General features: G+C 65.6%; 12 protein-coding genes, 1 tRNA gene and 1 pseudogene. 3 read left to right on the plus strand and 11 right to left on the minus strand.

The annotated features are described in order from the left end of the window. Nucleotides 1-370: 370 nt before the first annotated feature. The 4 genes and pseudogenes from H7I57_RS08255 to H7I57_RS08270 form a co-directional block, all read right to left on the minus strand. Complete coding sequence (locus tag H7I57_RS08255; RefSeq protein WP_264022917.1) at nt 371-652, minus strand: hypothetical protein; 282 nt, start codon at nt 650-652, stop codon at nt 371-373. Next, entirely contained in the window at nt 649-3,747 is a 3,099-nt protein-coding gene (locus H7I57_RS08260; protein ID WP_372510149.1) for an MMPL/RND family transporter, read from the minus strand. The genes H7I57_RS08255 and H7I57_RS08260 overlap by 4 nt, the downstream gene beginning before the upstream one ends. Before the next feature lie 41 nt (nt 3,748-3,788). Then, nucleotides 3,789-4,280, minus strand: a pseudogene (locus H7I57_RS08265) (TetR/AcrR family transcriptional regulator); the annotation flags it as partial. Next, complete coding sequence (locus tag H7I57_RS08270) at nt 4,277-4,738, minus strand: PaaI family thioesterase (RefSeq protein WP_275081047.1); 462 nt, start codon at nt 4,736-4,738, stop codon at nt 4,277-4,279. The gene H7I57_RS08270 and the pseudogene H7I57_RS08265, both read right to left, overlap by 4 nt. 159 nt (nt 4,739-4,897) lie before the next feature. On the opposite strand from H7I57_RS08270, the gene H7I57_RS08275 reads away from it, so the two are divergent. Then, nucleotides 4,898-5,614 carry a TetR/AcrR family transcriptional regulator gene (locus H7I57_RS08275; protein WP_264022919.1) on the plus strand — a complete coding sequence of 239 codons (717 nt, stop codon included), beginning with the start codon at nt 4,898-4,900 and terminating at the stop codon, nt 5,612-5,614. Here the strand turns inward: H7I57_RS08275 and H7I57_RS08280 are convergent. Then, the gene (locus H7I57_RS08280; RefSeq protein WP_264022920.1) at nt 5,595-6,794 is read right to left on the minus strand and encodes a cytochrome P450; all 1,200 of its coding nucleotides are present in this window, start codon (nt 6,792-6,794) and stop codon (nt 5,595-5,597) included. The genes H7I57_RS08275 and H7I57_RS08280 overlap by 20 nt on opposite strands. 63 nt (nt 6,795-6,857) lie before the next feature. Here H7I57_RS08280 and H7I57_RS08285 point away from each other — a divergent pair, with 63 nt between their 5' ends. Beyond that, nucleotides 6,858-7,439 (plus strand): TetR/AcrR family transcriptional regulator, encoded by a 582-nt coding sequence (locus tag H7I57_RS08285; protein ID WP_264022921.1) that lies wholly within the window; start codon nt 6,858-6,860, stop codon nt 7,437-7,439. A gap of 74 nt (nt 7,440-7,513) precedes the next feature. Here the strand turns inward: H7I57_RS08285 and H7I57_RS08290 are convergent, their stop codons facing one another. From H7I57_RS08290 to H7I57_RS08300, 3 genes are all read right to left on the minus strand, one after another. Continuing rightward, nucleotides 7,514-7,651 (minus strand): helix-turn-helix domain-containing protein, encoded by a 138-nt coding sequence (locus tag H7I57_RS08290; protein ID WP_308204330.1) that lies wholly within the window; start codon nt 7,649-7,651, stop codon nt 7,514-7,516. 70 nt (nt 7,652-7,721) lie between these two features. After that, the gene (locus H7I57_RS08295) at nt 7,722-8,099 is read right to left on the minus strand and encodes a hypothetical protein (protein WP_264022922.1); all 378 of its coding nucleotides are present in this window, start codon (nt 8,097-8,099) and stop codon (nt 7,722-7,724) included. 6 nt (nt 8,100-8,105) lie between these two features. Continuing rightward, entirely contained in the window at nt 8,106-8,243 is a 138-nt protein-coding gene (locus tag H7I57_RS08300) for a hypothetical protein (protein WP_264022924.1), read from the minus strand. A 147-nt stretch (nt 8,244-8,390) separates the two neighbouring features. Between H7I57_RS08300 and H7I57_RS08305 the strand changes: the two genes are divergently transcribed. Continuing rightward, entirely contained in the window at nt 8,391-8,723 is a 333-nt protein-coding gene (locus H7I57_RS08305) for a hypothetical protein (protein ID WP_264022926.1), read from the plus strand. Between the two features lie 162 nt (nt 8,724-8,885). Here the strand turns inward: H7I57_RS08305 and H7I57_RS08310 are convergent. The 3 genes from H7I57_RS08310 to pgm all read right to left on the minus strand — a co-directional run bounded on the left by H7I57_RS08310 (nt 8,886) and on the right by pgm (nt 11,932). Next, nucleotides 8,886-8,958, minus strand: a tRNA-Ala gene (locus H7I57_RS08310). A gap of 56 nt (nt 8,959-9,014) precedes the next feature. Then, entirely contained in the window at nt 9,015-10,292 is a 1,278-nt protein-coding gene (locus H7I57_RS08315) for an MFS transporter (RefSeq protein ID WP_264022928.1), read from the minus strand. Further along, nucleotides 10,289-11,932 carry a phosphoglucomutase (alpha-D-glucose-1,6-bisphosphate-dependent) gene (pgm, locus tag H7I57_RS08320; RefSeq protein WP_264022929.1) on the minus strand — a complete coding sequence of 548 codons (1,644 nt, stop codon included), beginning with the start codon at nt 11,930-11,932 and terminating at the stop codon, nt 10,289-10,291. Before pgm ends, H7I57_RS08315 begins: the two co-directional genes overlap by 4 nt. Nucleotides 11,933-11,939 lie beyond the last annotated feature (7 nt).

Genomic DNA, 11,939 nt, shown 5'->3' on the forward strand with positions numbered 1-11,939 from the left:
CCTCATCTGCGCAATAACACGCCGAGAACGCTTGAGTCTCAACCAAAAGAACCGCTGAACAGCGAAAAGGCACCCACTAGAACACTAGGAGCGCCACGAGTGTTCGTCCGCCGCAGGTGTCACTGGCGCACGCGACAATCAGAAACATGGCCCCGACCAACGCAGCCGCCCAGACGCCTCTAGGGATCCCCTCGGACGGTCCGCACTCGAAGTTCGTCCGCGACGCGCGCGCCGTCGCCAGGAGCATCCGCAGCTGTTCCCGATCCCGCCCGCGACACGGCCTCTGGTCGTCGGGCTCGACCTACGCACGCTCGGCCCGCAGCCAGCGGTGAGTTCTCTGCAGGGCTGAAGCTGGCCGCCACGATCCATTTCAGCAGCCGAGTTCGACCATGGCCGCGATGATGAGGTCGACGGCTGAGGGCACTGACATGTTCAGGTCTTCGACGACCATGGGGATGGCATCGGATGAGGAGTGTCCGCTGCGAATGAGCTGGCAGACTTTTTGACCTTCGGTCAGTATCTGGGTGCGGGTCAGGAACGCCATCTTTGGCTCGATCCGCTTCAGGTAGCTGTCCTGATCTGCGTCGGCTGTCGGAGCGGTCGTGATCGCGGCGCCGATCAGTAAGGCGAGAGTGGCAAAGACCCTTGTCATGGGTGTGCTTCCGCTGGATTCGAAGGGAGGACTGGTTGTTGTCGTGTGGGTCGCTGGGGCCACCAGCTGGCTTCGCGTAGGAGTGTGGCGATGGCGGGGACGGTGAGTGTGCGTACGAGGAAGGTGTCGAGTAGTAGTCCGGCGCCGATGATGAGGCCGGCTTGGATCATGATGGCGACGGAGCCGACCATGAGGCCGAACATGCTGGCGGCGAAGATCAGACCCGCTGAGGTGATGACGGCGCCGGTGCTTGCGACGGTGCGCAGGACGCCGACACGGATGTTGCGACCGGATTCTTCGCGCAGGCGTGAGACGAGCAGCATGTTGTAGTCGGCGCCAACGGCGACGAGGATGATGAACGCCAATAGTGGTACAGGCCAGGCGATTTCCTGGCCGAATCCCCATTGGAAGACCAGGACGCCAATGCCGAGGGAGGCCAGGTAGTTGAGGAGGACTGTGCCTAGCAGGTAGATCGGTGCCAGGAGTGCGCGCAGCAGCAGGACCAGGATGAGTCCGACGATGAGGGTGGTGGCGATGGCCAGTTGTGCGAAGTCTGCCCAGAGGAGTCGTTGGATGTCGGAGTTGACGGCGGGGAAGCCGGCCACGGAGACAGTGGCTTGAGCCAGTGAGGTGTTGGGTCGTGCGGTGTTGGCGGTGTGGGTGATTTGGTTGGCGAGGTCCATGGCTTCGACGCTGTAGGGGTCGTAGCTGGTTTCGATCATGAAGCGCGCGGTCTTGCCGTCGGGTGAGAGGAATTGTTTGGCGACGTCGGTGAACTGCCTGTTCTCGAAGGTGTTGGTGGGCAGGTAGAACCCGCTCGATGAGTCGGAGTCGGTGGCGGCGCGTGCGGAGTTTTGCAGTTGGGTGGCGATTTGGCTCATGCCGGAGAGCATTTCGATGTTGCTGTCGGCCAGGGTGCGCACACCGGTGGCGAGGGCTTGGGCGCCGGAGGCGAGTTGGCCGATTCCGTCTTGGAGGCGGCCGAGGTTTGCGGCTAGGTCGTCGGGGTTGCCGAGGGCGCCGAACGCCTTGTCCAGGGTGGCGACCGCGTTTTGGACGTTAATGAGGGTGCCGGTGATGGTGGCGTTGGTGGCGGGGTTGTAGCGGTCGCCGAGGGTGGCGATCTGGTCGAAGAATCCGCCGTTACGCAGGGTGGTCAGGATCTGTACTTGGTCGCGGATCTGGGCGCATTGTGGTGTGGTCGCGCACCATGGCGAGGTGTTGAGGGCGCCGACGAGCGGGTCGATCATGGTGATCGCGTTCGCTGCTTGCTCGGCCAGGGGTCGCAGGCCGGGGCCGGCTTGGACGGCTTGATCGGCAGCAGGGGCGGTGGCCGAAAGTTGTTGCAATAGTGGACGGAACTGGTTGACCTGGGTGCCGGCGGATTGGGCTTGGGTGAGAATTCCGGCGAGGGGGGTCAAGGCGGTGCGCACGGTGGTGTCGAGTTGGGCCAGCCGGCCGGCGAGTTGATCGGCGCCGTCGGTGAGTTTGGCGAGGTCGCCTTTGCGGGCGTTGCCCTCTGCGACTGCGCCGGCCATTTTGTCTCCGATCTGGCCGTTCTGCCAGGCCAGTTCCGCTTGGTCGAGGCGCTCCCCGGTTGGGCGGGTGACTCCGGAAACCTTGGTGACACCGCTCACTTGGGAGACGCGGGAGGCCATTTCGTCGAGGTCGGCGAGCCCTTTGCCGGTGCGCATGTCGGTGGCGTTTTCGACGACGAGGAATTGGGTGATGACGACGTCTTTGCGGAAGTGTCGGTCCAGCAGCTGGTAGCCCTGGTTGCTTGCGGTGGTGGCTGGTTGTCCTTTGCGGTCGTCGTAGCTGATTTTGATGGTTGCAGCGACCGCGGACAGTGCGAGCAGGATGACGAGGCTGACGATCAGCAGCGGCACGGGGCGACGAACCACGGCAACGGCGACGCTGTTCCAGTAACGCCGAGTGCGATCGGATTTGGGTTCCCCGATGCCGCGTTTGGCGGCGATCGCCAGTACTGGCGGGAGCAGGGTGACGGTGGCCAGGAAGCCGAAGAGGACTGCGATGGCGCACGCCGGGCCGAGGGCGGCGAAGACGCTCAGTCGGGCAAAGACCATGGCCAGGAAGGCGAAAGCAACGGTGGCGGCGGAGGCGAGGATGACGCGTCCGATGCTGGCGGTGGCGTGGATGATGGCCTGTTCGGCGGGTACCTGCGCGCGACGCTGTTCGTGGTAGCGGCTGATTAAGAAGACGGTGTAGTCGGTGCCAGCGCCGAGCAGGATCGCGGTCATGAATGCGACGGTGAATTGGGAGACGGGCATGCCCATCTCCCCTAGCACGGAGAGCACCCCGCGTCCGACGGCCAGGCTCAGCCCGATCACCAGCAGCGGAAGCAGTGCGGTGAACACCGACCGGTAGACGATCAGCAGGATCAGGGCGATGATGCCGACGGTAGCGATCGAGATCAGCAACAGATCGTGCTCGGCGGAGGCGATCATATCGCTGAACGTCGCTGGCGGTCCGGTCACCTGCGCGGTGACCGTGGACCCGGCGAATACTTCTGCGGCGATGCTGCGAACCGCCTTCACCGACTCGGCGGCTGTGGGGTCTCCCAGAGTGCCGGTCACCCCGACCGGCAGGTACCAGGCGTTGCGGTCGGGACTGAGGGCCTGCGCTTCGGTGACCGGATCGGCCAGCAGGTCTTGGACCAGTAGAACGTGGTCACTTTCGGCCTGCAACCGGGCGACGAGTTCGTCGTAGCGATGCCGCGCCGCCGGAGTCAGACCGTTGGGGTCTTCCATGGCCACGAACAGCAGCGTTTTCGACCCTTCTTCACCAAACGCGGTGCTCATGCGCTCCACCGTCTGCAGTGACGGCGCATCGCGGGGAATGAGATCCACCGACTGCTGTCGCACCACGGTTTCCAATTGCGGAAACAGCAACGCCAACACCACGGCTGTGCCCAGCCAGGCCCCGATGACCAGGGCTTTGTGCCGGAGGGTGAACCGAGCTAGCGCTGCCAGCCGGGCGCTGTACTCGCGATTGTCCGCCGGGTCACAAGAGTCGTTACGGAGGCGCTGAGTTTGCGAGGCCGGGTCCGGGGAATCGGTCATGCCGTCGGTCACCGAACCTCCACTAGTCAACGATACTATCGGTATCGCTACGCTACAGTGCGGGCCAGCAGGGTTTCGATCGCCGCGGCGGCGCGGTCGAGTTCCGCGGCTGCGCGGGTGTCCGCCATGACGAAGGCCCGTGTCATGGAATCCGTCAACAGCGGGTCACGCTGCCAGCGATCGTGCAGGTGCTCGGTGAGCCGGTCCAGTCGCTGCTGCGGCGTGGAGGCGCCGGTGGCCCAGTCACCGGATGCATCGAGGCGCTGAAACTCTCGGATCAGCGCCGCCACCAGCAGGTGGGTTTTGGCTGGAAAGTATCGGTAGAGCGTGCCCACAGCGATACCGACCCGCTCGGCAACTGTCCGCATGTGGACCGCGTCGTAGCCGCCGGTGGCAGCAACAGTGAGCGCGGCATCCATAATCGCTTCGCGGCGACGTGCTGAGGCGCGTGAACGCAGCCCGCTAGCTGTGTGGGCCTGGCCGGTAGTCGAACCCCCGCAAGCATGTTCAGGTTTGGCGCCAACCCGCGCACTGGCGACAGTCATGATGCTTGGCCGCCGTCGAGGCCGCCGCCGCGGCGAGAGAATTGCTCGAGACGCTCACCGAATCCACTGATATCGCCGTGAGCGGCAAAATGCGCGGTGTCGACCACGACGAACACCGCATTCGCGGTGAACCGAGTGACGCCTTCCTCGACCCCTGCCGCCGCGACATGCAGCGCCCGCCCCTCACGGGCCGTGATATGCGCGGTGATGCGGTGGGGCTGGTGCAGTGGCACCGGCTGCAGATACTGCACCGTCAGAGCGCGCGTCACCGCCGGTGTGCCGGCGATCCACAGCGTGAACCCCAGCACGTCATCGCACGCCGCGGCCACCGCCCCACCATGGGCCAAGCCCGGCGCCCCGATGTGGCGCTCATCAAACGTCACATCCGCATACACCGAGTCGACGCTGCGATACACCTCCAACCCCAGCCCGTGCGGATTGTCCGGGCCGCACCCCATGCACGTCGGGGTGTGAGAAGGCAGCCGTTCCGGCGGCGCCGCGCTTTCTGACACTAGACCGCTCCCAATACTATTGGTTTCGCTGCGATACTCTTAGTACCACAACTGCTAGACTGTCGTGCACGACATCGCCCGAAATTCAATCGCCGAGGTGAACCTGTGAGCGACAGCAGCCAATCAGCGCTACCCCCCGATGACGACATCGACCCGAGAAGGATCCGGTCTCGCAACCGGCTATTGGATGCTGCCGCAACACTTCTCAGCACAGGAGGGGTCGAAGCTGTCACCATCGATGCGGTCACCAAAGCATCCAAGGTGGCCCGTACCACGCTGTATCGCCATTTCAAAAGCTCATCGCATCTGCTGGCTGCCACATTCGAGCGGCTACTGCCGCAGGTCACTGCCCCGCCGCCGACCAGTGGCTCGTTGCGTAAGCAGCTTATCGAGTTGCTCAGCCGCCAGGCCACGCTCTTTGACGACGCGCCACTACACGTCACCACGCTGGCCTGGCTCGCGCTGGGACCCACGGGAACGAACAGCGACACCGATGATCGGCACGCATCCGGCGCGCTGCGCACCCGTGTCATCGACCAGTACCGACAACCGTTCGATGCGCTACTGCAGAGTGCGCAGGCTCGAGCCGAACTCGACGACTTCGACGTGGAACTGGTGCTTTGCCAGCTTGTCGGGCCGCTGGCGTTCGCCCGAATGACCGGGCTGCGCAACATGACTCACGACGACTGCACACAGATCGTTGACGACTTCCTCGCCGCCCACCGCACGAGGGGCAGTGACCCTGCTACGGGGTCAAAGCCTGCAACGACACGGCCCAAGAAGGCGCCGAGTCGCAAAGTGGCTAGCTCGCCGGCCACATGATGGGCAGCGACAGGTATCCGCGAATCGGCCCCGAACGAAGACGCACGGCTGAGTCGACATCGACTGCCCAGTCCGGCAATCGTGACAACAATGCGCCCAACGCAATTCGAGCCTCTAAACGGGCGAGCGCAGCTCCCAGACAGAAGTGGATACCCCGGCCGAAGGCCACCTGGTGTTCGGGCTTGCGGTCGATGTCGAATACGTCCGGGCGGGCGAATACCCGCTCGTCGCGATTGGCTGACCCGAACAGCAACAGCACCGAATCGCCCTGCGACATCGTGGCCCCGTGCAGTGTCACATCTGTGGTCAACACCCGCGAAAGTCCCTGCACCGGTGAGTCATAACGCAACAGCTCCTCGACCGTTTGCCCGATCAGCGTCGGGTCGGCGGCCAACCGGTGACGGCTCCGGGGGTGCCCGGCCAACACCACCGCGGCGTTGGCCAGCAGGTTGGTCGTCGTCTCATGACCAGCTATCAGCAGTAGCAAGCAGAACCCAAGCAACTCGTCGTCGCTGAGGCGCTGACCGTCGATCTCGGCAGCCACCAACGCCGACATCAAATCATCGCGCGGCGCCTTGCGCCGATCGGCAAGGAAATCCGCGAAATACGCATACACCGCGGCCGCGGCCGCCAACCCTTCGGCCACCTCGCCGCGAGCGGGATTGGACTGAATCAGCGTGCTCGACCACTGCCGAAACTGCTGACGATCCTCCCGCGGTATCCCCAACAGGTCGGCGATCACCACGGCCGGCAGTATTCCGGCCAAGTCGGCAACGAAGTCCGAACGACCTTCGCTACCGCTGCTGGTGAGCCGCTCTACCAACGACGCCGCCAACTGATCGATGCCGGTTTCCAATGCCACTATCCGCCGAGGGGTGAATGCCTTGCTTACCAAGCCCCGCAGCTGATCGTGCCGCGGCGGGTCCATCGTGATCATCATCGGCAGGAAGGACTCCAGGAACGGCGCGTCCGGCGGCGTCGGAAACACACCGTTGACCGACGAATATGTGTCGTGATCGAGCAGGGCAGCAATAACGTCCTCGTGGCGGCTGAGCACCCAGGTATTCGCAGTCTCGGCCCGGAACACCGGCGCATCGTCGCGCAATTGCTGATAGACGGGGTAGGGGTCGTCCTGGATGTTGGCATCGAACGGGTCGTAGTGAAGCTGCGCAGTCGTCATTTTCGCTCCCGCTGCCATGTAGAACAATAGTTTAGACTGCTAGTCTAATTGACAGGAGTGTCAATGCGTAAGGTTCCGCGGCAAATCGCCGACCGCCTGCCAGCGGCCGCGGCGCTGTTCGCCGAGCGCGGTCTCAACGACACCAGAATCGAAGACGTCGCCGCGATGACGGGTGTCCCCAAGGCGACGCTGTACTACTACTTCGCCGGCAAGGAGGACATCCTGGCGTTCCTCCTCGAAGACCTCCTGCACGAGATCGCCAGCGAGGTCACCACTGCCGTGGAGGGCGGCGGTAGCGGTGCTGACGGGCTGCACCGTGTCATCGCGGCCCAGCTGCGTGTGATGGCTCAGCGACCTGCCTCCTGTCGCGCGTTGATCGGCGAGCTTGGCCGGGCGGCACGGATGCCGGTCATCGCAGACAAAATCGGCACCGCCTATCTGGAACCCGTGGAAATGCTGCTGCTCGCCGGTGCTGCCGACTATTCGTTGGCCGCGGTAACCGACGCCAGGGCCGCAGCCACAGCCCTTTTCGGCGCCGTCACCATCACTGCTCTGACTTACCTCGTCACCGGCGAACCACTCGTCGAGGATCTGCTGACGCGCACCATCCATGACGTCGTATTCAGCGGACTGCGCCCACGCTAATCGCCATCGCCGCCACATCCTCGGCCGAGCGGTTGCACTATCCGGTCCTCCCAGCGGGCCTGTCAACCAGTGTGCTAGACGGCCGGCGCCAAGTAGCGGTAGACAGTGGCGCGAGAGAGGCCCAAGATCTTCGCAATGTCGGTCGCGGTGATCCCCTTGTCAGGGCAGACGCTGCGCCTTGGCGCGCCCAGGTGGTGGATAAGTGTTGGGATCGGCGATTAGTGAACCGCGAATCGGTCAATGGCATTGGTTGCCGTAAATCACCCCGCTAGCGTGGGGGCTTCAAGTGAGCCAGAAATTTGCTGTCCTCGCCGTTCGTCCGCCAGCGCCGTCCACCGCCGCACGAGCGGCGTGAGGCAGCGACTTCAAGAGGCCGTCGGTGCCGTCGAGCGCCACGATCCGCTCGATCAGGCCCGCAGCCTCGATGGCGAAGTCCTGCGCACTGAGCGCCGGGCCGACTGCGACGACACGGGTGGGTGCGTCGAGGCCGTAGAGCTTGGCCAGGCTGTCGAGGGTGCGCAGCACGATCCGGGCGGCGTTGGCGTCGCCGTCCCGTGCGGCGGCCCAGAACGCGGACAGCACCCCCTCAAGTCGCGCGGAGTGCACCGCGCGGAACTCATCAACCGACTCGACCTCTCGGCGGGCCAGCAAGCGTGACACCGCATGTCAGGCACCGCTTTCGTCGGCATAGTCCAGGGCGGCGGCGATCTGGGCGTAGGTGTTGCCCTGCACCCGAAGCTCGACTGCGCTCAGTGCCCGCTGCCGCTCGTCGGCGTCCGGCTTGTTCTGCGTCGGGTCACTCATGGTCGATTCCTCTCGATGGGGTCGGATAGGCTAGAGCGGACACGGGGCGCGGTCACAGCACCAGCGGCGTCCGGTTGCGGTTGGCCGTGGCCAGGCGTTCGTCGTCGGCGTCGCCGAGGCCGACGGGTCGACGTCAACGGGCGCGACATGATCGTGCCGACCAAGACCGACCGCACTGCCCGCGATCTCCCGCTGCCGCCCCGCGAACTGTCGATGATCAAGGCGATGCGCACGGTCCAGCTGCGTGAGCGGCTCGCCGTAGGCCGACCGCTGGCCGATGCGGACCTGTTGCTCGCGCGTGCTGACGGCACCGCGCTGCCCGTGCGCGAATACAGCCGCGAGTTCGCCGCCCAGCGCAAGTCGGCGGGGCTGAAGGCGGTCACGCTCGGAAGCTGCGCCACTCCAACATCACTCGGATGCGCGAGGCCGGTATCCCCGCCGATGTCGTCGCCGCGTGGCACGGCCACACCGAGCGGATGACGACGGCGGTCTACGGGCGGGTGACCGACCAACCGCTCACCGCCGCGTCAGCGGTGTTCTCGTCGGCGATAGGACAGAGTTGGGACATTCGGCTGCGCGCGGACCCTCGCCCGCAAACGAAGAAGCCAGCCCCGGCCAATAGTCGGAGCAGGTTTCTGTGGGTGGAGCTAAGGGGATTCGAACCCCTGACCCCCACACTGCCAGTGTGGTGCGCTACCAACTGCGCCATAGCCCCGTTAACTCGTGCTCATCGAAGCTACACCACCAGCGGTTGCCGTTCAAAATCGCAGGTCACGGCACTTCGCCGCCGGCTTCCGGACCCAACGGCCTGCTCTGCGTGTGCTCGGCGAACGTGCGCGGCCTGGTCTCCGGGGCAAAGATCCACCCGACCGCCGCGACGCCCAGAATGACTCCGCTGACCAAGAAGGCCCATCCGTAGGACGTGTACTGCGCGATCAAACCCACCAGCAGTGATCCGCCGATCGAGCCGAAGTCCGCCATCATCTGGAACGTCGCGACCGCGGTTCCGCCGCGGGACTTGTTGCCCACGATGTCGGCGACCGCCGCCTGCTGCGGCGAGATGAAGATGCCGGTGGCCGCCCCGGCGACATAGGCGGCCGCCAGGAACACCGGCAGCGACGTGGTGAAGCCCACCAGAGACGTCGACACCGCCGCCAACGTGAGCCCGACGATCATCAGCTTGCGGCGTCCGATTCGGTCCGACAGGTATCCACTGGGGATGACGACCGAAATGTTGCCCACCGCGAACGCGGTCAACGCCAGACCCGCCGCGCCAGGACCACGGCCCAGCACCTCCACGATGAACAGAGGCACCAGGGCGATGCGCAACCCGAACGACGCCCATCCCGTCGCGAAGTTGGAGAACAGCGCTGCCCGGTAGGCCCGGTGCCGGAACACCGTTCGGAACGGCATCGGCGGCTCCAGGGCCTCCTCCGACGGGCCGACCACCGCAGACTTGCGCAGACTGGCGAACACGACAGTCGCGGCGACCATCAGGGCGGCCCCGTAGATCAAGAACGGCGCAGCCAGCCCGAAGCCCACGGTCAGGCTTCCCAGAATGGGCCCGCCCACCGAGCCGATCATGAACCCTGACGAGAACAGTCCGGCGACGCGGCCACGCGCACCGGGAGGCGAGATCCGGATCATCAGCCCCAGCGAGGACACCGTGAACATCGCTGAACCGACCCCGCCCAGCGAGCGGAACAGCAAGAGTTGCCAATATGTTTCGGCGAAGGCACACACCGCGGTCGACACCGCGACAATCAACAGGCCGCTGATATAGACCCGCCGCTCCCCCAGTTTCTGGACCAACAGCCCCGCAGGTGGGGCCCCGACCAGACGCATGACAGCGAACGCGGTGATGACGAACGTCGCGGCGCTGATGCTCACCCCGAAGTTGCGTGCGTATTGCGGCAGCACCGGGGCCACCACGCCATAGCCGAGCGCCACCACCACATTGGCCGCCACCAGTACCCAGACCTCACGCGGTAACCGCTGTTTCGCCTCCCCCTGCGCAGCCGGACACTCGCCCTCCGCGCGCGAACTCAAGCGATGACCTTGTTGACTACTTCGCGCGCGGCGTCCTGGACCTCGGCGAGATGCTCAGGGCCGCGGAATGATTCGGCGTAGATCTTGTACACGTCCTCGGTTCCCGACGGGCGCGCGGCGAACCACGCGTTCTCCGTCGTCACCTTCAGGCCGCCCAACGCGGCGCCGTTGCCGGGCGCGGTGGTCAGCTTGGCGGTGATCGCCTCGCCGGCCAGTTCGGTGGCGGTGACCTGCTCGGGCGACAGTTTGGCCAACCGCGCCTTCTGCTCACGGTCGGCGGGCGCATCGATCCGCGCGTAGGTCGGGGCGCCGTATTGTTCGGCCAGCTCCGCGTAACGCTGCGACGGCGTCGAACCGGTCACCGCGAGGATCTCCGAGGCCAGCAGCGCCAGGATGATGCCGTCCTTGTCGGTCGTCCACACCGAGCCGTCCCGGCGCAGGAAGGACGCACCGGCGCTCTCCTCGCCGCCGAAACCGATGGTGCCGCCGATCAGTCCGTCGACGAACCACTTGAACCCGACGGGGACCTCGACGAGTTTGCGTCCCAGCCCGGCCACCACCCGGTCGATGATCGAGGAGCTCACCGCCGTCTTGCCGACCGCGGTCCCGGCGGCCCACTGCGGCCGGTGCGCGAGCAGGTAGTCGATGGCCACCGCGAGGTAGTGGTTCGGGTTGAGCAGACCGCCGTCCGGGGTGACGATGCCGTGCCGGTCGGAGTCGGCGTCGTTGCCGGTCGCGATCTGATAGGAGTCAGCGTCGCCGATGACTTTTTGAACAAGAGCAGCCATGGCGTTGGGTGAGCTGCAGTCCATCCGGATCTTGCCGTCGGTGTCGAGCGTCATGAACCGCCACGTCGCGTCGACAAGCGGGTTGACGACCGTCAGGTCGAGGTTGTGGCGTTCTGCGATGGCGCCCCAGTAGTCGACGCTGGCCCCGCCCAGGGGGTCGGCACCGATCCGGATTCCCTGGGCGCTGATCGCGTGCACATCGACGACGTTGGGCAGATCGGCGACGTAGGCGTCGAGGTAGTCGTGGCGCTGCGCGGTTCCCAGCGCTCTGGCCAGCGGCACCCGATGGACCCCCTTGAGGCCGTCGCGCAGGATTTCGTTGGCCCGCTTGGCGATGACGCCGGTGGCGTCGGTGTCCGCAGGGCCGCCGTTGGGCGGGTTGTACTTGAACCCGCCGTCGCGGGGCGGATTGTGCGACGGCGTGACGACGATGCCGTCGGCGAGCGCGGTGTCGCGGCCCCGGTTGAACGACAGGATCGCGTGGCTCACCGCCGGCGTCGGTGTGTAGCGATCCGCCGAATCGATCATCGCGACAACATCGTTGGCGGCCAGCACCTCCAGCGCCGACACCCAGGCCGGCTCCGACAGCGCATGGGTGTCGCGGCCGATGAACAGCGGGCCCGTGGTGCCCTGCGCGGCCCGGTACTCGACGATGGCCTGCGTGGTGGCCAGGATGTGCGCCTCGTTGAAGGCCGCGTCCAGGCTCGATCCGCGATGACCCGACGTGCCGAACGCCACCTGCTGGTCGAGGTCGTCCGGATCGGGAGCAACGGTGTAGTAGGCCGTCACCACCTTGGCCACGTCGATCAGGTCCTCGGGTTGTGCCGGTTGACCGGCACGGGGATTCGCCATGGTGTCG

This window comes from Mycolicibacterium pyrenivorans (assembly GCF_025821625.1).
In the GTDB taxonomy this organism is placed as follows: Bacteria; Actinomycetota; Actinomycetes; order Mycobacteriales; family Mycobacteriaceae; genus Mycobacterium; species Mycobacterium pyrenivorans.